This window comes from Marinomonas sp. ef1 (genome assembly GCF_002806845.1).
GTDB lineage: Bacteria > Pseudomonadota > Gammaproteobacteria > Pseudomonadales > Marinomonadaceae > Marinomonas > Marinomonas polaris.
On sequence record NZ_NHTT01000007.1, the window covers coordinates 274,825 to 297,001 of the forward strand.

Below are 22,177 nucleotides of genomic sequence, written 5' to 3' on the forward strand. Positions count from 1 at the left end.
TTAGCTGGAAAAGCTAACACGTTAGCGGGGCATTCACTTTTTAGTTTATGAATTGTGTTTACTCTTGGTGCGGAGGTTGTGTCTAAAACGTGCGCTTTAATAAAAGTAGTTCCTAGTTTATCGCGTATTTTAAATAAACATCTATGTTATTTAATTGCTATAAAATTATCTTATGCATTGATTTTAAAGGAAAAACTACTTTGAGTTCTTTTTATTTTTCTGTTTGGCATTATCTTTGCTGAATGAAAAATATGTTCATGTAGGTTTTGCCTATAGGAATTTTATAAGTTGGCCAATGTCGGTTAACTTAGTCAATGGCATCGTCGCCCGCTACTAAACCTTTTTGGTAGCACTCGATCAGGCTCCTTTTGAAAGGACGTTACTGATAAGGGAGGCGTGTATCTACTTCTCTCTTTTCTTCTTCCTTCTTAAAAAGTCGTTTGATTTTTCAATACTGGTCGTGTCATTGGCAAAAACTGTTTGCTTAATTCTGAGACATGGAGTTTTACAGCGTTCATTTAGTGGACTTTAGCTAGACCAAATTTTTAGGAGAGAAGAATGAAAAAAATTGATGTAACAGAAGCTATTTTTACCATCAAGAAAGAGAAAAATCTGAGCTGGGAAGCCATTGCTGATGCAGTAGGCATGACCGACGTTTGGATAACATCCGCGTGCTTAGGAATGAATAGCTGTACTGCAGAAGTTGCTGAAAAACTGGTGGCTTTTTTAGGCCTGCCAGCAGAAGCAAAATCCGCCCTCATGGAATATCCAACAAAAACGTGGGATCAAGCGATTCCACAAGATCCGCTTATCTATCGATTGTACGAAGTAGTCGGCGTTTATGGCCCAACATTGAAAGAAGTGATTCAGGAAAAATTTGGCGATGGCATCATGAGCGCGATTGATTTTTCAATGAAGGTCGAAAAGGAAGAAAACCCCAAAGGTGATCGCGTGATTTTGACATTGAACGGGAAGTTCTTGCCATATAAATCATGGTGATAGCACTTGCTTGATTTAGAGAGTGTTGATTCAGAGCGTTTTGGTTTTTTTGCAATTTAAAGATAAGAGGGCGTGAAAATGGCTTACATAGAACCAAGTGAATTTGTCACCAAAATGGTCGACGCAGGCGAACAAAAAGTCTATATGTCGACAAAAGATACCATCATTCGTGCGTTCATGGCGGGTGCAATTCTGGGGTTGGCGGCAATCTTTGCCATCACCGTAGCGACCAAAACGGGCAGTCCATTATTGGGTGCTGTGTTATTCCCCGTTGGTTTTATCATGCTGTATTTAATGAAATTTGATTTACTGACTGGCGTATTTACCTTAGTGCCTTTGGCTTTGCTGGATAAGCGTCCGGGTGTAACGCCTGCGCAAGTGCTGCGCAACTGGGGGTTAGTGTTTATTGGTAACTTTGGTGGAGCATTAACCACTGCGTTCATGATGTCGTTTATTCTCACCTACGGGTATTCAACAGACGGCGGCGAATTAGCGGCAAAAGTGAGTGCTATCGGTGAATCGCGTACCTTGGGTTATCAATCTCATGGTGCCGGTGGCTGGTTTACCATCTTTATTCGCGGCATGTTATGTAACTGGATGGTGTCTATGGGTGTTGTAGGCGCGATGATTTCTACTTCCGCAGGTGCCAAAATGGCTGCTATGTGGATGCCGGTTATGTTGTTCTTCTTCATGGGTTTTGAGCACTCTATTGTTAACATGTTCTTGTTCCCATTCTCTATGATCATGGGTGGTGATTTCACTTTCATGGATTATCTGATTTGGAACGAAATCCCAACGGTATTGGGAAACCTTGCGGGTGGTTTGTTATTGGTCGGTTTACCGCTTTACCTTACCCATGTGAAAACATCAGCATCACGTAAACTAGCATAACGTTCGTTTTGCAAGATACGCGTTGTATTAAACAAAGTTCTAGACTCTGTAAGCATTCGTGCTTGCAGAGTTTTTTGTGTTATTAAGGTCGTGAGATGAAAAAACTAAGCATCAGCATTGGTAGCTCGACCAATAAGGGCAAAAAAGATATCAATCAGGATTTCTTGGGTTGTCAGACACCAGCGGAACCGCTATTAACAACAAGAGGTGTTGCTCTTGCTGTTGCCGATGGCATCAGTTCGAGCGAGGTGAGCCAAGCCGCCAGTGAATTCGCTATTTCGCGATTTTTAGAAGATTTTTACCACACCTCAGATGTTTGGTCGGTGAAGACATCGGGTGAAAAGGTCATTAAATCCATCAATGCTGCTCTGTATTCTCAAACACAAAACGGCCCAAGCCGATTCGACAAAGACAAAGGCTATGTGTGTACCTTTGCCGTTATTGTACTTTGCGCCAATGCGGCTCATATCTTTCATTTAGGCGACAGTCGAGTCTATCGATTAGTTGACGGAAAGCTCGAGCAACTAACACAAGATCATCGTCGCAGAGTATCCGTCAGCGAGAGCTATTTGACTCGTGCCTTAGGTATAGAGCCGATTATAGAACTGGATTATCAAACTCTGCCGATGACCAAAGGTGACATCTTTGTGATGGCAACTGATGGCGTGTATGAATTCCTTGAAGCAGAGCAAGTAGTTACTTGTATTGTCGAATCAGAGAATTTGGATAAGGCCGCAGAACACCTTATTGCACTGGCTTTGGAAAACGGCAGTGGCGATAACCTCAGTATTCAAATCGCCCGAGTAGATGAAGTGCCAAGTTATCAGTTGGAGGATGTTCAGCAGGGCGTCAGCCTATTGCCTTTGCCGCCGCCATTACGAGAAAGAATGACGTTTGATGGCTACGAGATACTTCGGTCTGTTTATGTGAGCAGTCGCAGTCATGTGTTTTTAGCATGCGATATAGATAGCAATGAGCTGGTGGTGATTAAAACGCCGTCGGCTGAATTGAGCGACGATGCGGCGTATCTGGAAAGCTTCATGTTGGAAGACTGGATAGCGAAACGGCTGAATAATCCTCATGTGGTCAAAGCCATAGAATCGCCACGACAACGGCAATTTCTGTATCTGGCGACGGAATATATAGAAGGCCAATCCCTTGCCCAATGGATGATAGACAACCCCAAATCAACACTAGAACAAACCCGAGACATCATTTCGCAAATCGCCAATGGACTACAGGCTTTCCATCGTAAAAGCATGATTCATCAAGATATTCGTCCTGCGAACATCATGATCGATAAACACAATACGGTGAAAATCATCGACTTTGGTTCCACCTACATCGCTGGTGTGAGCAACACCAAAGACGAAGAAGTGCTGCGGGGCACCATGCGCTATTCCGCACCAGAATACTTTCTTGGTCACGCGGGTTCCGAACGCTCCGATATATACGCGCTTGGCGTTATTACTTACCAAATGTTATCCGGCAATCAATTCCCTTACAGTCCAAAAATAGCGCAAGCCAGAAGCATTGCAGCCCAACAACGCTTAACTTATCGCAGTGTTATTACCGAAGCCTCTGAACTGCCAGTTTGGATCGACGACGCATTGCATAAAGCATTAAACATCAACCCGCTAAAACGTTACGAAGAAGTCTCTGAATTCGTCTACGATCTACATCATCCGAATCAAACCTTTCTAGATCGAACTCGACCGCCATTAATGCAACGTAACCCCGTTATGTTCTGGCAAGGCGTTTCTTTTGTCTTGTTTCTCGTGATCTTATTCTTGCTGGTCAAATGACGTTGTTATTTTTTTGCTCATATAGGTCGTCTAATTTTTAAATACTAAATTTCGTTTTCGATGCGATTTCATTGGCGTTATAGTGTTTGTCATTCCCATTGTTAAATGAGTTTTAAACCTATGAAGCAAGACATAGTGCATATCGGTTTGGTCGTTAGAGACTACGATGAAGCCATTGATTTTTATGTTAATAAACTCAAATTTGAATTGATCGAAGATACCTATCAGCCAGAGCAAGACAAGCGCTGGGTCGTCGTGTCTCCGCCAGGTTCAAAGGGCGTGACCTTATTACTAGCGAAAGCGTCTAAACCGGAGCAGATGGACTTCATTGGCAACCAAGCGGGCGGTCGTGTTTTTCTATTTTTAAATACTGACGACTTCTGGCGAGACTATGAGCGTATGCTCACAGAAGGTATTCACTTTGTTCGACCACCTGCTGAGCAGGAATACGGCACAGTCGCCGTATTTGAAGACCTATACGGTAATTTATGGGACTTGTTGCAACTTAAAGACAATCATCCAATTTCTAGTCGATTGAAAGCTTTGGTTTGATAATCTTTTTGCGTTCACTTACTAAGACAGAATGTATTATTAGTTACGAGCGCAGGTTTTTTAGACTGGTGTTTGGTAAAAGTAAAATTATAAAAATATCATTAACCCAAGGAGAAAAGGATGTTTATCGCTGTTTATGAATTTGAAATCAAAGAAGGCACGGAAGCGTCTTTTCGTAATGCATGGCTTGAAGTTACAAAAGCGATTTATAAAAATTGTGGTAGCTTTGGCTCAAGACTTCATACGTCAGATAAACCTAATATTTTGGTAGGTTATGCCCAATGGCCAAGTCGAGAGCAATGGGAAAAGATCACCGATCTTACCGATGAGCTTTACCAAAGTGCACGTAATGAAATGCGCCGTTGCTTAGTTCAATCAAAAACGGTTTACGAACTGGAAGTCTGTGATGATTACCTGCAAACCTCTGTAGCACCGGAGTGATAAAAAAGGCTTTTTCTGACGCGTTGTTATATCCCCATGTTCAACTTAATCTGTTTCAATTATTCCATTTTTAGATAAAGGAAAAATCATATGCAGCATGCTCCTCTTTCCGTGCAAGTGACACGCGGCGGTATTGTTGAAAGCGAGCATAGTATTAAGGCGGTTATTGTCTCAAGTACTGGCGAAGTGGTTGAATCTTGGGGCGATGTAGATATGTTGGTTTATCCTCGCAGCGCGATAAAAGCCATGCAAGTATTGGCTTTTATCGAGATGGGCGGTGCTGAACTCTTTGCTTTTAGTGAGGAGGAAATTGCTATCTGCTGTGCGTCTCATAGTGGCGAGCCAGAGCATGTGGCGACAGTACAAAGCATGTTAGATAAGCTTGCCTCGTCTGAGTCCGACTTTGAATGTGGCTGTCATTGGCCATCCCGCGCTGAGGCAAGTTATGCGCTAGCAGGCGAAGGAAAAAAGCCGAATCAATTGCATAATAATTGCTCTGGTAAACATGCTGGTATGTTGGGACTAGCCAAATTGCTCGGTGTTCCATCACAGGGTTACATAGGTATTGATCACCCAGTACAACAGAAAATTGCCGATACCATGGCAGAGATGTGCGAGTACGATTACAGCACAGCACCTTGGTCGCCAGATGGTTGCTCTGCGCCAACATGGGCGATGCCACTGACCAATCTTGCATTGGCTTTTGCTAAGTTTGCGAGTCCTGAGAGCTTATCAGTAGAGCGTCAGAAAGCCTGTAAAACCTTATATGATGCTGTGGTGAAACATCCTTTTATGGTGGCGGGAACCGATCGTTATTGTACCGATATGATGACGATATTGCAGAAGCGCGTATTCCTTAAAGTAGGGGCTGAAGGTGTTTATATCGCCGCTATTCCTGAGCTAAAACTCGCTATTGCGTTAAAGTGCGAAGATGGCGCGGTTCGAGCGGCTGAGTCTGTCATGACTACCTTATTGGATCATGTTGGCATTACATCATTCGTTGCGGATGGCATCATGCAGAAATATCGTTCCGTTACTTTGAAGAATTGGGAAAAGCGTACAACAGGCGCGATTGTTTGCCGAATTTAATAATTGAATAAGGCTTGGCATCATTATGATTGAACTCAAATCTAATAAAGACCTCTCTCGCTTGCGTCGTTTGGCTTTGGCATCTCAAGGTTTGCTGCAGGCTAGTTCGTTTGGTAGTGGCTTGGCTGGCGCGCGTAAAGTAGTGAGTCATTTAGGTTACGTTCAGATCGATACTATTTCTGTGGTGGAGCGGGCTCATCACCATGTACTGTATTCAAGAGTGCCCAAGTTCGTGCCAGCAATGACCAATCAACTGTTGCTGGATAGGGATGTGTTTGAGTATTGGTCACACGCGGCGGCGTTTTTACCTATAGGCGATTTTCGTTTTTCCTTGCCTTATAAGAATGCGATTAAAAGCGGTCAAACCCATTGGTACAAAGATCCAGATGAAAAGTTGATGGCAGAGTTGTTAGCTCGTGTTACTTCTGACGGACCATTACGTTCTCGAGATATCGAAACCAAATCCAGTAATAGTGGAGCAGGTTGGTGGGATTGGAAGCCTGCGAAGAAAGCTCTTGAGCAACTCTATATGCAAGGGGATCTCATGGTTTGTAATCGTGAAGGCTTTCAGAAAACCTACGATTTAACCGAGCGAGTTTTGCCCTCTCACGTGGATTCTACAACACCTAGTTTAGACGAGTTTGCGAGCCATTTGGTCGATCAGCAATTACGTTGTCATGGTCTTGCTTCGCTAAAAGGCCTGACCTATTTACGTCGCAATACAGGGCTTCGCAACGCGGTGAAAAACATAGTCGATGGGCGCTTGGCACAAGGCTTGTTAGAACAGGTGAAAATCCCTAATGGCGATGTGTTTGTAATGGAACCAGATGCATTAGAGCTCCGTTTGCCTCGTTTGAATAACCGCCTTTTGATACTCTCGCCATTTGATAACAGTGTCATTCAGAGAGACCGACTTAAAAGTCTGTTTCAGTATGATTATCAGATCGAATGTTATGTGCCAGAGCCCAAACGCAAATATGGTTACTTCTGTCTGCCGCTACTGTTTCGAGGAGAATTCATCGGTCGCATGGATTGCAAAGCCCATCGAAAAGAACGCCGCCTAGAAATCAAATCTCTATACCTGGAGATACAGATAGAAACACCAAACTTTGATGATGACATGGTGATTGGCGCCTTTGTCGAAGCCATCAAAACGTTTAGTCAATTCCAACAATGTGATTCTGTTACGCTGACGTCAGTTGAGCCTAAGCATTTTGCTCAGCCTCTACGTAACCTATTCGTTCAAATGGATCTCAGTTGAGGACTTTACCGTTCGAAGTGATACCGAGGTCTGGAATTTTCGGATGTTGGCTTCAGTGTGAAGTACTCGATCGACAAAGCTTTCATAGGCTTGAATATCTGACACAGTGATGACCATCATAAAATCGTAGCTACCTGTGATCTGGTAGCAGTGTCTCACCTCAGGGGCTTTGCTAACGACGCGTTTAAAAGCGTCATACACATCTTTTCGGTCCCGCTCCATTTCAACCGACACCAGCAAAGTAAGCTTATTACCGCTCAACTCTGGGTTCACAATAGAAACATCACCCACAATGATGTTGTCATCTCTTAGTCGTTTTACTCTTTTGTGGCAGGCTGGTGGAGATAGTCCTATTTCTTCGGCAAGTTCCACGTTTGCGATACGATTATTGCGTTGCAAGATGGCTAGGATCTTTCGGTCTATTTTGTCTAATTCCATACATTTCTCAATATCGATATTTTTCAATTTGAAATTTCTTAATATTTTATATTTTAGAAATATTAGTGATTTTTATTAGATAAATTAAGCGACATATTTCTCTAGATGTACATAGAATCTGTTCCATTATTTATTGGAGCAATACGATGTATAAGAAAATGATTTTTTTGACCGAGCTTTTATTGAATGGGCTGTGGAAAGAAATTCTTAATGTCACATGGACGCTTTATAAGATCATGATTCCCATGATTATTATCATCAAGGTTGTTGAAGAGTTTGGCGGCATTGAGCTACTGAGCCAATGGTTGAGCCCTGTCATGTCGATGGTAGGCTTGCCTAGTGAAATGGGCTTGGTGTGGGCAACCACGCTCGTCACCAATATGTACGCTGGACTGGTGATATTTATGAGTATCGATGCGGATTTAACCGTCGCTCAAGTCTCGATTCTTGGCACTTTGATGTTGCTTGCTCACTCACTTCCTGTCGAAGTGGCCGTTGCTAAAAAAGCCGGAGTAGGTATTGTTGCGACATTGGTGATTCGTCTTGGTGGTGGTTTATTAATGGGGTGGATTTTGCATCAAATATACCAAGGCGGCGACCTACTAAATACGTCTGCAGAGGTAGTTTGGCGACATGCGCCAGTGAGTGATCCAAGTTATGTGGCTTGGGCAATCGATCAGCTTAAAAGTCTCGCGATGATCTTTGTGGTAATTGCTGCGCTAATGACGTTTTTACGATTGTTAAAATTACTTGGTATCGAAAAGTTGATGGGGATATTACTTAGGCCTGTTTTGTCTGTGCTTGGTATCAGCCGAGAAGCCACAAACTTGACGATTGTTGGTATCACGCTAGGCGTTTCCTTTGGTGGCGGTTTGCTTATTAATGAAGCAAAGCGAGGACATATTTCTCCGCGGGATATTTTTGTCGCCATGATGCTACTCAACCTGCTTCATAGCTTGATTGAAGACACGCTGCTGATTCTGTTAATTGGCGCGGACTTTATGACTATTTTTTGGGGACGGATTGTGTTTGCAGTGACAGTGATTGGGTTTTTAGTCTTTGTTCTCAAGCGAATGGATGAAAGCACTTGTCGTAAATATTTTTATAAGAAGATAAGTGATTAGGGGCTAATTCACGGGCTGATTTTTGGCCAACGTTGATTGCAACCATTTTTTAAAACGAATTGCAGCTTGGTTAGTTTGTACCCGCTTGGGTATAACCAAGTAGTAATGTAAACCAGTGATAGGTGTTGCCATTTTGTCCGTGCCTTGGGTTAACCAGCCATTTTTAATCGAGTTTTCGACAGCAAGCTGGCTGATGATGGCAATGCCTTGTCCAGAAAGTGCCGCCTGAGCGGTTAGGTTTTCGTCATGGAAATAGCGAATATTAGGTTGAGTGTCGGCAACGATGCTTTTTATCGTTTCTTCTATCCTTAAGTTCGGTAACTTTGAGTTCTTCCATTGAGTGCAGAAGAATACGGCCTCAGACGTGCTTTTACTGTGTTTTTTCCAATAGTCTGGTGTCGCAAAGAAGCCAATTGACTCTTGAATTAAAGGTTGATGAATAAGTGCCTTGGTTTCAAGTTGTTTAGGCGGCTCCCCGTAACGAATCGCCATATCGACACGTCTATCATGTTCCATATCTATAAGAGATTCTTCTGCTCTTATTTTAATATCGATGTCAGGATGCTGTTGCTGAAAGCCCGCAAGGTTTGGGACTAACCACATTGCTGCAAACGAGCTGGTCGTGCTGATGGTTAATGTTCGAGGAGAGCCTTTTAATTGATTCACTGTCGAGAGTAAGTCCTGCAGAGATTGGTTGGCAGACGCTGCCAGTAATTCGCCTTCTTTCGTTAACGTCACCGCTCGTGTTTTTCGTTCAAATAATCTTATTTTTAAGCTGTCTTCAAGTGTTCTGATTTGATGAGAAATAGCCGTCGGCGTCACATTCAGTTCATTAGCGGCGTCTTTAAAGCTGTTTAATCGAGCAGCGGATTCAAAGGCTTTGATAGCATTTAAAGAGGGAAGTTGCTGAAACATAAAGGTACTCTATGGATGAGAATAACTACTTTATAGAAAAAATAAGACCATTTGTCACTAAAACGATTGCCGAACACACTATGCCTACTAACTATCAATGGAAGAGGCATAAAATATGAAAACCATTCTACATATCGACTCAAGCGTTCGTCATACTGATAACTCAACACAAAGCTATAATTCGATTTCAAAGTCATTTGGGCGTTGTTTTATAGACACATGGCTGAATAAAAATCATCAAGACGAGGTGGTTTATCGTGATCTCGGTCTTAATCCACCAACCTTCATTTGTCAGGGTTGGATTGCGGCGGCGTTCGCCCCAGAGCAAAAGAGAAGCACGGCGCAGAAATTAGCCTTGGCTGAGTCAGATACTTATTTTGATGAAGTGTCTAATGCCGATGTCATCGTGATTACCGCACCTATGTATAACTACGGCATGCCAGCGATATTAAAGGCGTGGTTTGATCAAATATTGAGAGTGAATAAAACCTTTACCTTTGACCTAGCGCGAGGGGATTTTCCGATTGAACCAATCTTGTCCGGAAAGACCTTAGTTTTATTAACTTCATCTGGAGAGTTTGGTTTTGGTGCTGGTGGTGTACGCGAACAGATGAATCATCTTGGTCCGCACATCAAAGAGTTGGCTAAGTACTTGGGCGTTGCTAAGTTTTTCGAAATCGGTTCGGAATATCAAGAGTTTGCTGATGATCGTCATGCCTTATCGGCCGAAAAAGCAAAGCAAGACATTGTCGCTTTAGTAAACCAATTGGGCTGATTTACTACTATAAAAAAACAGCATGGGAGCAGTTAAGCTCCTGTGCTGTTTTGTATTAAATATAAATACTCTCCATCAATTTTTCATATAATAGTAGTATCTATAAACTAAGAATGCTATTGGTTGAAATGGCTTTTGATTTTTATGATTTTATGAAAGACAAGAATGCATCAACGTGTATGTTGTGCTCTCTGGTATTGGTGACCGCAACGATTGATGTGCTTGTTTCTAAACCTTCTATTGGAATAAATACCACATCTTTAAAGTGATTTTTTGATATGGATTGCGCGACAAGAGTTACACCTAATCCTGCTGATACGAGTGATAAAGCGGTATGTATTTCAATGGCTTCATAAGACACTTCTGGCTTAGAGCCTTTTTTAGCTAAAGCGTCTAAGATTTTTTTACCGTAGCTGGTTACTGGATCTTTCGGGTAGATAATAAAAGGCTCCTTGTCGATATCTTCCGGCACTAATGATGTTTTTTCAGCTAGCGGGTGGTGAGCCGGTATCGCGACAACAAAAGGGTCTTCCATAATTAAGGTGTGTGTTTGGTGATCAGGTGGTGAAAATTCGCCAATAAATCGCGAAATACCAATGTGGATGCGCCTATCAACCAGAAGGTCTGGTTGATATTCAGATAACACTTCTAATAAATCTAAATGAACTCCTGGATAAGCTTCGCGAAAAGCTCTGATTGCCTGAGGCATGATGGTAAATAGCGTTGATCTCACCACGCCAATACTTAAGCAGCCGCTCTTGCCTGTCGCGATATCGTGTGTTTCTTCATCCAGTTTTGTCATCTGAGCTAACAGGTCTTTTGCCCTTGGATAAAAGTATTTTCCTAATGCGGTCAATTCCATAGGGCGAGTTGAGCGATCAAAAAGCTCTCCCCCTAAATGGTTTTCTAGCTGACTGATTTGCATGCTAATTGCTGTTGGAGCGATAAAAAGATGCTTCGCAGCTTGAGTGGCGCTGCCACAACTAACGACTTCACAAAAATATCTGAGCTGTTTTAAGTTCATTTTTTCTTATCTTAAGTTCAAAAAAGCATGTTTGTTTAAGTTTTTACTTTAGCTTAAATTGGAATTAAGTTCAAAGGAGAGCGGTATGACTAAACAAACAATAAAAAATGACGAGTTACTGAAACGTCTTAAAGAGCTTGGTACGGCAACTGTCTATGAGGCTCAAGGGGGAAAAGGCGCTCTTGATAGCGGGATGAAACCTCTGAGTAGCAGTATGACTTTAGCAGGTCCAGCTTTAACGTTAGATTGTAAACCTGCTGATAACCTGATGATTCATTATGCATTATTGCAAGCAAAGCCCGGCGATGTGTTGGTAATTGATGCAAAAGGTTTTTTAGAAGCCGGACCATGGGGGGATGTTCTTACCGAGCAGGCATTGGCAATCGGCTTGGCTGGTTTGGTTATCAACGGATCTGTTCGAGACGCAAAGACCATTATTGAAATGGGATTTCCTGTTTTTTGTAGAGGAATAAGCATTAAAGGTACTGGAAAAAACCAGCCTGGTGAGGTGAATGTTCCGATTTGTATTGGTGATGTTCAGATTTGCCCTGGAGATATTGTGATTGGAGACCAAGACGGTCTTGTCATTGTTAATCCTGATAAAGCGCAAAATGTATTAGAAATGGCTGAGTTGAGAGAATCAAAAGAAGCTGTTTTTAGAGAGCAGATAAGAGCGGGTAAAACCACGTTAGAGCTATTAGGTTTAGAGAATAAATTTTTATAACGATCCATATAAACTTTCCTAAAAAAATAATTAAAGGAATTTACAAATGAACATTACGCTTGATCTAGTTCAAACCATGGGTTTGGCTGTCGTCGTCCTTTTCTTAGGCCGTTATCTCAAAGGTAAAGTGCCTATATTTCAAAAATACTTTATTCCAGCTCCTGTCATTGGTGGTTTGTTTTACGCCATTTTGATGCTAATCGGCAAACAAACTGGCTTATATACAGTGACCCTTGATAAAGGGCTTACCAACTTCCTTTTAGTCCTATTCTTTACCTGTACTGGTTTTATGGCCAGTCTGCACGTGATCAAACGCAGCGGTCAACAAGGGGCAATTCTAGCTGTGGCGGCGGTTTCATTACTATTCTTACAAAATTTGCTTGGCATAGGTTTATCTAAACTATTGGGTATTCATGCACTGCTTGGGGTAAGTATGGGTTCTGTTGCTATGTCTGGTGGTATTGGTTCTGCTGCGGCATTTGGTCCATCATTTGAAGCATTAGGTGTTCAATCCGCTACTTTTACTGGAATTGCAGCTGCAACATTTGGTTTGGTTATGGGCAGTCTTGTTGGTGGTCCCGTAGCAAAACGTTTGATTGAAAGGTTTGATTTAAAAAGTAGCGCTAATAACAATGAAGTAGTAGATCTTAAAGATGATGATGCTCATAAACGTACGCCACTGGGTACCGTTTCTGTTGTGTTATTGACTATGGCTTTTGGTTCGGTTCTTGTCTTATTACTTAATAAAACCGGTATTACTTTCCCATATTATGTGGGTGGTGTTTTCGCTGCTGCAATTGTTAGAAACGTATGTGATTACAATGACTATAAGCTTAAGATGAGTCATATTGATCTGATTGGTAGTATCTCGCTTAGCTTATTTTTAGTGCTTGTTATTATGTCGCTAAAAATCTGGCAGCTGTTCGACCTTGCGATACCAATGCTTGTTGTTCTTGTGTCTCAGATGATAATGATGGTGTTATTTGCCTACTTCGTTACCTTCCGTTTGATGGGGAAAGATTACGAAGCTGCGGTTATGGCTGCGGGTCATTGTGGTGTTGGTTTAGGTCAAACGCCTAATGCCGTTGCAAACATGGCGACTGTTATTGATCGTTTTGGACCTGCGCCAAATGCTGCTGTTATGTTGCCTGTTATTACAGTGATCTTTATCAATATTTGTAACCCATTTATCATTACTTTGTTCATGAATTTGTTTAGCTAAAGGGCCAAATTCGTAATGGGTTAGTAAGCTAGTTAGGCTGATTACCTGTATCAAAAAACAGCATGAAAGTTTATCGCTTTCATGCTGTTTTTTTATTTCAGCTCCCTAAAATTTTAAATATGCTTAAGGCTAAAACCTAAACCGCAAGTTTTCTCTCGTCAGTTGATCAATCGAAGTTTTGCCCATGAGTTTCATGTCGCGTTCGAGTTCGGCTTTCATTAATCCGAGTGCGCGCTCGACACCGGGTTGTCCAGCGGCTGCGAGTGGGTATAAGTACATGCGGCCGATGCCGACAGCTTTTGCGCCGAGTGACAAGGCTTTGAGTACGTGAGTTCCCCGTTGCACGCCGCTGTCAAAAATCACGTCTATTTCATCGCCGACTTCATCGACGATTTCCGCTAGTTGATCGAAAGAGCTGCGCGAGCCATCAAGTTGGCGACCACCATGGTTGGAAATGATCACGCCAGTGCAGCCGATTTCCACTGCTTTGCGGGCGTCTTCTCGGCTCATTATGCCTTTTAAGCAGAACTCTCCGTCCCAGAATTTCACCATTTCCGCCACGTCGTCCCAGTTCATTGATGGGTCGAGCATGTTGGTAAAATAGTCTCCAATGGAAGTCGCGCCAGAACCCATGTCTATGTGTTCTTCAAGCTGCGGCAAACGAAACTTTTCGTGGGTCACGTAGTTAATGCCCCACATGGGTTTGAGAACAAATTGCAGCATGCCTTTTAGGTTTAATTTAAAAGGAATGGCGAAGCCGGTGCGAAGGTCGCGTTCTCGGTTGCCGCCAGTAATGGAATCGACAGTTAGCATCATCACTTGTACGCCAGAATCTTTGGCCCGTTGCATCATGGCGCGGTTCAGTTCGCGGTCTTTATGAAAGTAAAATTGATAGACCTGAGGCGTGGTGGTTTGCTTGGCGATTTCTTCCATGCTCACGGTGCCAAGGGACGACACACCAAACATGGTGCCGTATTTTTCGGCCGCACCTGCGACGGCTCTTTCGCCATCGTGATGGAATAAGCGTTGTAAAGCAGTGGGCGAACAATAGATTGGTAGGGCGAGTTTTTGTCCCATCACGGTGACGGATAGATCCACATCTTTTACGCCAGTCAGGACGCTGGGTACAAGGTCGCAGGTTTCAAACGCGGCGGTGTTGCGGCGGTAAGTCGTTTCGTCGTCAGCGCCGCCATCAATGTAATTAAAGATCGGACTTGGTAGGCGTTTTTTGGCTAGGGTGCGAAAGTCTTGGAAATTGTGGCAATCTTTGAGACGCATGGATTTTGCTCCTTTTCTTTTATTCCTTAACTATAGTCCTAGTTTTATTTGTGATAAATACGACATAAACTAATAAACTGTTTCTTAAAACGTCTTAATGAAAAAGGGATAAACGATAGTGAACGCTGCTGACTTAACGCTTTTTGTGAATGTTGCCGATGCGGGTTCGTTTAACAAGGCAGCGCAGCAAGCAGGATTATCGACGCCAGCCTTGAGCAAACGTATTAGCAAGCTTGAACAAGACCTAGGTGCGCAGCTAATTCATCGTACTACAAGACGACTCAGTCTGACCGAAGCGGGGGAGAGCTTATACGTTCACGCCAAAAATATTGAAGGCCAAGTGAGCGATGCCATTGCCTCGGTGTCGGCGTTTAGCCAAGGGTTAACGGGCACGATAAAAATGTCTGTTCCGACGATTTCTGGGGAATTGTTATTGGCCGAAGCTGTGGCGGAGTTTTGTCAAAAATACCCGAACATCACCGTGGATATGCGCCTTGAAAATGACTTTGTGGATTTGGTGGGCGAAGGATTGGATCTGGCGATTCGTACTGGCAAGCTCGAAGATTCCAGCCTGATTTCTAAGCCTCTGATTCAATCAAACTGGGTGGTTTGTTGCTCGCCAAGTTATATCGAGCGTCATGGCGAAGTCAGCAGCTTAGAAGCACTAAAAGATCATAATTGTTTGGCTTATACCTACCAAGCCCAAGGCTCGTTTGATTGGCGTTTTACCAAGCAAAGTGTTGGCAAAAAAACAGTAGAAGAAAGTGTGCGCATCAGCGGCAGCTTCGCCACGAATAATGCTCAAGCGTTACGCAAAGCCGCTTTGGCAGGCTTTGGTATTGTTTATGTGCCACGTTGCTGTGTGTATGAAGATTTGCAACAAGGTAAGCTTGTTGCCATCTTGCCTGATTACCAACCGCGGCGACTTGGCGTTTACGCTATTTATCCATTTACTAAATACCTGCCGGAAAAACTGAGATTACTGATAGAGCACATCAAACAGGCTTATCAGGATAAGAAAGAGTATTTTTAATATCTATTGAATTCATCGGAATAAAATAGGGCAACAAAGGTTGCCCTATTTTATCTAAAAGCCGATTAGTGACTCCAGTTCTAGGTAAGTATTAACAACAATATCTGCGCCCTTTTCAAGCAGGTTTTGAGCAGAAAACTCACCTATTAATCCAACAGTAAAGCAGCCTGCAGCTTTTGCTGACGTAACTCCATTGGGGGAATCCTCGATGACCAAACACCGATTAGCTTTTAATTTATTTTGTACTATACAAGCTAAGTAGGGTTCTGGATGTGGTTTATGCTTACTTACATCATCACAGGTTACATGGCCTTTAAAATATTCCTCAAGTTTATGTCTTTCAATAAAATAGAGCATTTGGGTTCTTATTGATGAAGTAACAATATAACAAGGCTTGTATATATTGAGCTTTTTAATGAAAGGAATCACTCCATCAATTGCTTCAATATGATCGATTTTCTTGTCGAATAGCTGCCGTTTAAATGTCAGCATTATGTTCGCATCTTGTTTGTTTAAATCGGCAAAGTAGTTGAAAAAATTAGCCTCTGGACTTCCTTGAAATGATGTTATTTTTTCATCATCGTAGGAAATATCAAATGCATCTAATGCTGCCTTTTTAGTGCTGACATGCAATGATTCAGAGTTTGCAATGACACCATCAAAATCAAATAAAATAGCGTCAAAATCTACCATTTTTATTTTTTTAACTTCAGATTTAGACAATTGAGACACCTCTGGCATCAATAGCAACGAATACTTCGCTAAGGTTAGAAAGGGGAGCGTCAAAGCTATAATCTATCATGAAGAGAGATTCCCCCCATGCTGATTCAAGTTGATATTCAGTATGGCTACCAAGATAAATAGACTTTTTTATCTTCGCTGGAAAAAATACATCATTTGAATTATCCGGTTCGATAAATTTTAAAGCATTAGGACGAATAAATACGTCATATTTTCCTATAGGTTTTTTGCCTTTATAGGAAAATAAAGAATGCTCATGAATTTTAAAAATACAATTTTCTTCATTACCAATGAGGTGGCCTGTTAATTTGTTTGCGTCACCAATAAATTGCGCAACAAAATCATTTTTTGGGTGCTTGTATAAATTATCAGGGCTACCAATTTGACTTATGTTGCCATCATCCATGACAATAATATCATCTGAAATGGCTAATGCTTCTTCCTGATCATGAGTAACATAAATAGCAGTTACTCCAATTTCCTGTTGTAAATCTCGAATATCTTGTCGTACTTGACGGCGTAATTTTGCATCAAGATTGGATAATGGTTCATCAAATAATAATACATCAGGTTGAATGACAATGGATCTGGCAATGGCGACCCTTTGTTGTTGACCACCAGATAACTCACTTGGATAGCGTTCCTTTAAATGGGACAAGCCTACAGTCGCTAAGGCTTTTTCTGCTTTATCTAGCATTTCTAGTTTTTTTGATTTGTGGTTACTTAGGCCATAACATACATTTTGAAATACAGTCATATGAGGAAATAATGCATAGGACTGAAACACCATTCCTACATTGCGTCCAGATGCAGAAACCTTACTAACTTCTTTTCCGCTAATATAAATTTCACCAGATGTTGGTAGCTCCAATCCCGCTATCATACGTAAAGTAGTGGTTTTTCCGCAACCGGAGGGCCCAAGTAATGTGACTAATTTGCCTGAGTTAACCTGAAAATTAATAGATTTTACAACTTGTGTATCGTTGAATGCTTTTACTACATTTTTAAATATAACTGAAGAATCTTGTGACATTTTAAATATCCTACTTTTTATATTTTTGATGATTATTTTTGAGCTCTTAAAAAAACCTTTCTATTACCAATTAAAAATTTCATTAGCAAAATAGAAACACTCATAATGACTATTAGAGCTGTTGCATACGCAATAGCGACACCAAATCGATTACTCTCAACTAAACCAATTATATATGCGGAAGAAAGGTTATAGTCCGCACTTACTAAAAATATAACTGCACTGACGCTTGTTATTGAGCGAATAAAGCTATAAATCATGGAAGATACAATAGCTTGTTTAATCAATGGGAATATAATGCGTCTTAACGTTGTAAAACCTGTTGCCCCTAAAGTTATTGACGCTTCGTCTAGGCCTTTATCTAATTGTGATAGAGATGCAATACCAGACCTCACTCCAACCGACATATTTCTAAAGACAAAACAAAGAACAATAATCATGCCTGTATAGGTTAGGTCGATAGGGGCTTGATTAAATGCAATGACGTAGGAAACACCTATAACGATACCTGGAATAGCAAAACTTAACATAGTGCCAAACTCAAAATACGCCTTACCAGGGAAATCAACGCGTGATAATAAATAACTAGTTAAAAGACCGAGGAACGAGGTTAGCGGCATCGCTATTATTGCAAGTAAGAGGGTTGTGAAGAGAGAGTCCCATGCAACTCCTGTTGCTACCATAGAATTGTTAATGAATTCTATTTTGAACGCTTCAATATAATGAGATAGAGAGAAAGAATTATCTATTCCCCAAGTTTCTACAAAGCCGCCTAACAAAATCATAATGTAAACAACAAATGTAAAAGCGACCCAAGGTAATGCCGTTCCTAAAGAGAATAGTTTTACTAGTTTAGGAAGTGGTCCATAACTGCCGCCATCCCCTTTACCAGTTACTGTGGTGTAGTTTGTCTTTCCGACCCATTTTTTCTGTATAAAAAAGGTGGTTAGAGTGAAAATTAGAAGAACAATCGCCAGTGTTGCAGCTTTTCCATCGTCTGCTGAAGCTCCAGCTATTGCGAAAAATATTTGGGCTGACAGTACTTGGTAATCTCCTCCAAGAACCAATGCATTACCCAAATCCGCCATACTTTCAATGAAACCTAGTAAAAAAGCATTAGCTAAACCTGGTCTCATCAAAGGTAGTGAGATAGTAAAAAACGTTTTAGTGGGACTTGCCCCTAAGGTTTGAGAAGCCTCTTCCATTGAAGGACTAACACCTTCGACGACACCAATAAGAACAAGAAAAGCAATAGGAGTATAAGAAAGCGTTTGGGCTAACCACAGTCCCCAGAAGCCATATATCCAACCACCAAGTTCAACTTCAAAAACTCCATTTAGCCATTGGGTTAGAGATCCGGATGCACCCAGTAATAGAATTAACGCCATGCCAACCACAAAAGGTGGAGTAATCATTGGAAGAATACTGAAGAAGCTTAAAAACTTTTTACCAACAAATTGAGTTCTAGTCACAATCAGTGCAAAAGCTAAACCCAGCAGAGTAGTACTTAAGCCTGTCATAATTGCTAAAAATAAAGTTGACCAAGCAACTCCGCAAATTGAGTTTGAGTTAGGCCCACAATCTATCCCCCATAAATTTACAATCGCAAAGCGGTTATAAAAAGCTAGGAATGAATAGCCTATGTCATCACTAAAAAAAGCTCTTACTAATATATTAATGACAGGGAAAGCAACAAATACAATGACTAAAAAAATAATAATAATTAGACAAGAAGTGGCGAATACATCGCCTTTCATAAAACCACGGTAAGCTAGTCCACTCGCAGTCATAAACAAAAAGCTCAATACTAATAAGAGTGTGCCTGCTCCCACACCTAGTTGATAAGCATCTTCAGGTAATATAGCGACCAACCAGTCAAAGTTAACGCCAAAGTCTCCTACTAAAAAAGCTTGCGTAATAGTAAAAGCAATACCAATTAACCCATAATAAATCTGCCGATTAAGAAGGCCTTTTTGTTTCTTCTCTGATTTAACACTTACTACGTAATCAAAGGCATAAAATAAAAAAGGGATAATAGGTAAAGTCAGCCAGTATTTTTCAAAGTTAAATAATTGACTAATAAGAGGTGCACTTTCTTCTATTAAAAAAAAGTTAAATATTAGCCATTGGAAAGTCCAAAAATTACCATCAACTCGATACCAAGGCATTAATAGGGCTGCAATTAAGCCGAGCACTAATGTGTTTCGATGAAATTGGTTCACGGATAAGTTCTCCTAAACGAGTACGTCTAGTGCAGTTTAAAACATCAGATACAGTGTGTTTTTCGGTTATGTATCTAAGGAGCAATCTAAAGAAAATTGCCTAAACACAGTGATAGCCTGTGTTTAGACTTTTTATTTATCTGGCGAGAGGGAATATTTCATTTGTCCATTTTTGAATGATTTCATTCTTATAGGACTTGGTTGCAAAACGAGAATCCGAGGCAATTAATTTAGCGTCTTTTAGCTGTTCAGAGCCCTTAGGTGCGGCGGCATTAGAGTTAGACGGGAATTGCAAAGATCCTACTGTGGCTAAAAGCTCCTGAGTTTCTTTTTCATATAAAAAGGTAACAAAGGCTTCTGCAGCAGTGCGATTTGGTGCACCACGTACTATTCCTACAGGCCCTATTTCATAAAGAGTACCTTCACATGGAACTACCATTTCAATAGGAAAGCCTTTTTGCATCAGATCTACAATGTCGTGACCGAACCCTATGCCAATTAAGGTCTCTCCAGAAGCAGCCATTTTGACTCCTTTTGAACCTGACTTTGTATACTGGCTAACATTCTGGTGAATTTTAGTAACTGCTTCCCATCCTTTACTTTGATCGCCATTGAATGCTTGCAATAAAGTTGCTGCAAACTTATAGGCGGTTCCGGAAGTATTCCAGTTAGCTACAACGATTTGGTTTTTGTATTCTGGTTTTTCTAAGTCTTTCCAGCACATCGGTTTTGGAAGATTGAGTTTTTGCAGCAGCTCAGTGTTAACCCCCAAACCTAAAACCCCCATATAGAGCGCGCCTAGTCGGTTGTCACTTTCCATTGTTAAAGATGAAGCCCAAGGTCGAATATGTTTATCTATAGGGTATTTGTACTTAGCAAACAAATCGTCTTGTAATGCTGTCTTGTAAGGGTCGTCTGTCCCGTAGAAGGCCAAATCTACCTTTGACTGGTATACTTGTTCTTTACAGTTTTCTAAAGCATCATCTGCCAAAGATTTACATTTCCGGTCTGCGGCGCGAGCTGATTTTTCTAACTCGCCTTTTATGCGAGACATCATTTCACTCGTGCTTAAACGAATAAATTTTGCATTAAATTGGTTACTGCCATTAATTTCGGCAACCTTTTGATTAAATTTATCAATTACCACTGCGCAGGCTTCAGATTCTGCCCCACAATAGGTGACTAGATCACCTTTGATACCTTGTAAATATTGATAGTCGCTAGAGGCTGCATTTGCAGAACTTAGAATGAAGCTAGTAGATAGACCTAACATAGCCGGGATTAGAGTAGATTTTTTGAGATAGTTCATTTTGATACCTGTTTTTTTTATTGTCTTCAATTCATATTGTTATCTACTGGCCGTATATGCAATTGAATAAATATTAAATAGTTTTGTTATATTTTATGGTTTTGAAATGGATCTTGTTTTATTTGTAATATTTGTAATATTTGTAATGTGATAGTGCGATGTTGAAATACAATATAATGATTTAAGATTAATTGTATTATGTCTCCATTTTGTCTTTTTGGGTTTTCTATGAATAGAATAAAAATATTAGTTGTAGACGATGATGTTGATATCTTGGGTTTTCTTACGAATTTCCTACAAGATAATGAATTTGAAGTTTTCTCTCAAAGTAATGGTAGAAATGTACTGCTCGAAATAGAAAAGAATAATATAGATCTTCTTATTATAGATCTTAAACTTTCTGGTATGAATGGCTTAGATATATCAAAAGAAGTAGCTATTAAATATGATATTCCAATTATTATGATTTCTGGTGTTAATGATGATATTGAAAAAATAGTAGGATTAGAATCTGGTTTAGATGATTTTGTCGATAAACCATTTAACCCTAGGCTATTACTTGCTCGAATTAGGTCTCGATTAAGGCGATATAATTTTAAGAATAAAGAGGATAATGAAATAAAAGGAGATAAAAGTAATAAAGTTGATTTTGATTTGAGTTTTGGCAATTTTTATATGGATTCAAGGAAATGCACCTTATATAGTGATTCGGATGGATTTATCGAATTAACCAATACAGAATTTAGATTGTTAGAATATTTTGTGAAAAATTCAAATAAGATAATATCCAGACAAAATCTTTCTGATGATCTTGGTTTAGAATCGAGTTCCTATATGATGCGAAGTATAGATGTTCTTATTTTACGTCTCAGAAGAAAAATAGAATTAATACCATCTAAACCAAAATATCTTCAGACAAGAAGGAATCGAGGTTATATGTTTGTGATAGAGCTTAATGATTAAAATGATTTTTTTAAAAAATAAAATTATCTATTTCTTTGTTTTTTTTGTGTTTTCTTTGTCTGGTCTTATTTTTTATTCGGAAGAATTATCTCGAATTAATGGTGATGTTTTAAAAGAAAATAGGCATGCTAGACAACTTGTTTACTCTATAGATTTAATGAAAATCTCTCAAAACCTTATCGGTCTGGATAAACAAAGATCTATTAGTGTTTTTTCTCATGAATACTCTAGGATTTTAAGAGAGTATAGAGAAGTAAAAAGTAATTTTAATGTTAATGACATTGGTTATTATTCTTATAAATTAGATAGCATCATCAGTGATCTTAATGTTTTTAATG

General features: G+C 40.5%; 22 protein-coding genes. 14 read left to right on the forward strand and 8 right to left on the reverse strand.

Annotation, left to right across the window (positions count from 1 at the left end; genetic code table 11):
* Positions 1–558 precede the first annotated feature (558 nt).
* The 7 genes from cynS (at position 559) to CCS02_RS12355 (ending at position 7,038) form a co-directional block, all read left to right on the forward strand.
* On the forward strand, positions 559–999 hold the full coding sequence (gene cynS / locus CCS02_RS12325; protein WP_072840715.1) for a cyanase: 441 nt from the start codon (positions 559–561) through the stop codon (positions 997–999).
* A gap of 78 nt (positions 1,000–1,077) precedes the next feature.
* Entirely contained in the window at positions 1,078–1,890 is an 813-nt protein-coding gene (locus CCS02_RS12330) for a formate/nitrite transporter family protein (RefSeq protein WP_072840714.1), read from the forward strand.
* A gap of 95 nt (positions 1,891–1,985) precedes the next feature.
* Positions 1,986–3,695: a bifunctional protein-serine/threonine kinase/phosphatase gene (locus CCS02_RS12335; protein WP_100636699.1), complete on the forward strand. Its 1,710-nt coding sequence runs from the start codon at positions 1,986–1,988 to the stop codon at positions 3,693–3,695.
* Between the two features lie 120 nt (positions 3,696–3,815).
* Positions 3,816–4,247, forward strand: coding sequence for a VOC family protein (locus tag CCS02_RS12340; RefSeq protein ID WP_100636700.1), 432 nt, complete (start codon positions 3,816–3,818; stop codon positions 4,245–4,247).
* 120 nt (positions 4,248–4,367) lie between these two features.
* The gene (locus CCS02_RS12345; RefSeq protein WP_100187595.1) at positions 4,368–4,688 is read left to right on the forward strand and encodes an antibiotic biosynthesis monooxygenase; all 321 of its coding nucleotides are present in this window, start codon (positions 4,368–4,370) and stop codon (positions 4,686–4,688) included.
* 90 nt (positions 4,689–4,778) lie between these two features.
* Entirely contained in the window at positions 4,779–5,777 is a 999-nt protein-coding gene (locus CCS02_RS12350; RefSeq protein WP_072840710.1) for an asparaginase, read from the forward strand.
* 25 nt (positions 5,778–5,802) lie between these two features.
* Positions 5,803–7,038 carry a winged helix-turn-helix domain-containing protein gene (locus CCS02_RS12355; RefSeq protein ID WP_100187594.1) on the forward strand — a complete coding sequence of 412 codons (1,236 nt, stop codon included), beginning with the start codon at positions 5,803–5,805 and terminating at the stop codon, positions 7,036–7,038.
* Here the strand turns inward: CCS02_RS12355 and CCS02_RS12360 are convergent.
* A complete protein-coding gene (locus CCS02_RS12360; protein ID WP_100187593.1) occupies positions 7,012–7,476 on the reverse strand; it encodes an Lrp/AsnC family transcriptional regulator in 465 nt (154 codons plus the stop codon). The genes CCS02_RS12355 and CCS02_RS12360 overlap by 27 nt on opposite strands.
* A 146-nt stretch (positions 7,477–7,622) precedes the next feature.
* Between CCS02_RS12360 and CCS02_RS12365 the strand changes: the two genes are divergently transcribed.
* On the forward strand, positions 7,623–8,600 hold the full coding sequence (locus CCS02_RS12365) for a hypothetical protein (RefSeq protein WP_198515368.1): 978 nt from the start codon (positions 7,623–7,625) through the stop codon (positions 8,598–8,600).
* 3 nt (positions 8,601–8,603) lie between these two features.
* On the opposite strand, the gene CCS02_RS12370 is transcribed toward CCS02_RS12365, so the two are convergent.
* Positions 8,604–9,515, reverse strand: coding sequence for a LysR substrate-binding domain-containing protein (locus CCS02_RS12370; protein WP_100636701.1), 912 nt, complete (start codon positions 9,513–9,515; stop codon positions 8,604–8,606).
* A 115-nt stretch (positions 9,516–9,630) separates the two neighbouring features.
* On the opposite strand from CCS02_RS12370, the gene CCS02_RS12375 reads away from it, so the two are divergent.
* Positions 9,631–10,290, forward strand: coding sequence for an FMN-dependent NADH-azoreductase (locus CCS02_RS12375; protein WP_100187591.1), 660 nt, complete (start codon positions 9,631–9,633; stop codon positions 10,288–10,290).
* A 142-nt stretch (positions 10,291–10,432) separates the two neighbouring features.
* On the opposite strand, the gene CCS02_RS12380 is transcribed toward CCS02_RS12375, so the two are convergent.
* Complete coding sequence (locus CCS02_RS12380) at positions 10,433–11,314, reverse strand: LysR family transcriptional regulator (protein WP_100187590.1); 882 nt, start codon at positions 11,312–11,314, stop codon at positions 10,433–10,435.
* Between the two features lie 85 nt (positions 11,315–11,399).
* On the opposite strand from CCS02_RS12380, the gene CCS02_RS12385 reads away from it, so the two are divergent.
* Entirely contained in the window at positions 11,400–12,038 is a 639-nt protein-coding gene (locus CCS02_RS12385; protein ID WP_100187589.1) for a 4-carboxy-4-hydroxy-2-oxoadipate aldolase/oxaloacetate decarboxylase, read from the forward strand.
* Between the two features lie 46 nt (positions 12,039–12,084).
* Positions 12,085–13,260, forward strand: a complete 1,176-nt coding sequence (gene gltS / locus CCS02_RS12390; protein WP_100187588.1) for a sodium/glutamate symporter — start codon at positions 12,085–12,087, stop codon at positions 13,258–13,260.
* 129 nt (positions 13,261–13,389) lie between these two features.
* On the opposite strand, the gene CCS02_RS12395 is transcribed toward gltS, so the two are convergent.
* Positions 13,390–14,538 carry an alpha-hydroxy acid oxidase gene (locus CCS02_RS12395; protein ID WP_100636702.1) on the reverse strand — a complete coding sequence of 383 codons (1,149 nt, stop codon included), beginning with the start codon at positions 14,536–14,538 and terminating at the stop codon, positions 13,390–13,392.
* Positions 14,539–14,656: 118 nt separating this feature from the next.
* On the opposite strand from CCS02_RS12395, the gene CCS02_RS12400 reads away from it, so the two are divergent.
* Positions 14,657–15,571 (forward strand): LysR family transcriptional regulator, encoded by a 915-nt coding sequence (locus tag CCS02_RS12400; RefSeq protein WP_100636703.1) that lies wholly within the window; start codon positions 14,657–14,659, stop codon positions 15,569–15,571.
* Between the two features lie 54 nt (positions 15,572–15,625).
* Here the strand turns inward: CCS02_RS12400 and CCS02_RS12405 are convergent, their stop codons facing one another.
* The 4 genes from CCS02_RS12405 to CCS02_RS12420 form a co-directional block, all read right to left on the reverse strand.
* Entirely contained in the window at positions 15,626–16,294 is a 669-nt protein-coding gene (locus CCS02_RS12405) for an HAD family hydrolase (RefSeq protein ID WP_157807991.1), read from the reverse strand.
* Positions 16,287–17,345: an ABC transporter ATP-binding protein gene (locus CCS02_RS12410; protein WP_100636705.1), complete on the reverse strand. Its 1,059-nt coding sequence runs from the start codon at positions 17,343–17,345 to the stop codon at positions 16,287–16,289. Before CCS02_RS12410 ends, CCS02_RS12405 begins: the two co-directional genes overlap by 8 nt.
* A gap of 32 nt (positions 17,346–17,377) precedes the next feature.
* Positions 17,378–19,567, reverse strand: a complete 2,190-nt coding sequence (locus CCS02_RS12415; RefSeq protein WP_198515369.1) for an ABC transporter permease — start codon at positions 19,565–19,567, stop codon at positions 17,378–17,380.
* Positions 19,568–19,703: 136 nt separating this feature from the next.
* Positions 19,704–20,876, reverse strand: coding sequence for an extracellular solute-binding protein (locus tag CCS02_RS12420; protein WP_100636706.1), 1,173 nt, complete (start codon positions 20,874–20,876; stop codon positions 19,704–19,706).
* Between the two features lie 228 nt (positions 20,877–21,104).
* On the opposite strand from CCS02_RS12420, the gene CCS02_RS12425 reads away from it, so the two are divergent.
* Entirely contained in the window at positions 21,105–21,839 is a 735-nt protein-coding gene (locus CCS02_RS12425) for a response regulator (protein WP_198515370.1), read from the forward strand.
* Positions 21,832–22,177 (forward strand): hypothetical protein (locus CCS02_RS12430; RefSeq protein WP_157807992.1); only part of this gene is annotated, 346 nt, incomplete at its 3' end. The genes CCS02_RS12425 and CCS02_RS12430, both read left to right, overlap by 8 nt.

Coding starts and splice junctions, on each gene's coding strand:
- CCS02_RS12425 (WP_198515370.1), top strand. CDS start 21,105: ATGAATAGAATAAAAATATTAGTTGTAGACGATGATGTTGATATCTTG.
- CCS02_RS12335 (WP_100636699.1), top strand. CDS start 1,986: ATGAAAAAACTAAGCATCAGCATTGGTAGCTCGACCAATAAGGGCAAA.
- CCS02_RS12410 (WP_100636705.1), bottom strand. CDS start 17,345: ATGTCACAAGATTCTTCAGTTATATTTAAAAATGTAGTAAAAGCATTC.
- CCS02_RS12380 (WP_100187590.1), bottom strand. CDS start 11,314: ATGAACTTAAAACAGCTCAGATATTTTTGTGAAGTCGTTAGTTGTGGC.
- CCS02_RS12355 (WP_100187594.1), top strand. CDS start 5,803: ATGATTGAACTCAAATCTAATAAAGACCTCTCTCGCTTGCGTCGTTTG.
- CCS02_RS12345 (WP_100187595.1), top strand. CDS start 4,368: ATGTTTATCGCTGTTTATGAATTTGAAATCAAAGAAGGCACGGAAGCG.
- gltS (WP_100187588.1), top strand. CDS start 12,085: ATGAACATTACGCTTGATCTAGTTCAAACCATGGGTTTGGCTGTCGTC.
- CCS02_RS12340 (WP_100636700.1), top strand. CDS start 3,816: ATGAAGCAAGACATAGTGCATATCGGTTTGGTCGTTAGAGACTACGAT.
- CCS02_RS12395 (WP_100636702.1), bottom strand. CDS start 14,538: ATGCGTCTCAAAGATTGCCACAATTTCCAAGACTTTCGCACCCTAGCC.
- CCS02_RS12365 (WP_198515368.1), top strand. CDS start 7,623: ATGTATAAGAAAATGATTTTTTTGACCGAGCTTTTATTGAATGGGCTG.
- CCS02_RS12375 (WP_100187591.1), top strand. CDS start 9,631: ATGAAAACCATTCTACATATCGACTCAAGCGTTCGTCATACTGATAAC.
- CCS02_RS12370 (WP_100636701.1), bottom strand. CDS start 9,515: ATGTTTCAGCAACTTCCCTCTTTAAATGCTATCAAAGCCTTTGAATCC.
- cynS (WP_072840715.1), top strand. CDS start 559: ATGAAAAAAATTGATGTAACAGAAGCTATTTTTACCATCAAGAAAGAG.
- CCS02_RS12350 (WP_072840710.1), top strand. CDS start 4,779: ATGCAGCATGCTCCTCTTTCCGTGCAAGTGACACGCGGCGGTATTGTT.
- CCS02_RS12360 (WP_100187593.1), bottom strand. CDS start 7,476: ATGGAATTAGACAAAATAGACCGAAAGATCCTAGCCATCTTGCAACGC.
- CCS02_RS12385 (WP_100187589.1), top strand. CDS start 11,400: ATGACTAAACAAACAATAAAAAATGACGAGTTACTGAAACGTCTTAAA.
- CCS02_RS12330 (WP_072840714.1), top strand. CDS start 1,078: ATGGCTTACATAGAACCAAGTGAATTTGTCACCAAAATGGTCGACGCA.
- CCS02_RS12420 (WP_100636706.1), bottom strand. CDS start 20,876: ATGAACTATCTCAAAAAATCTACTCTAATCCCGGCTATGTTAGGTCTA.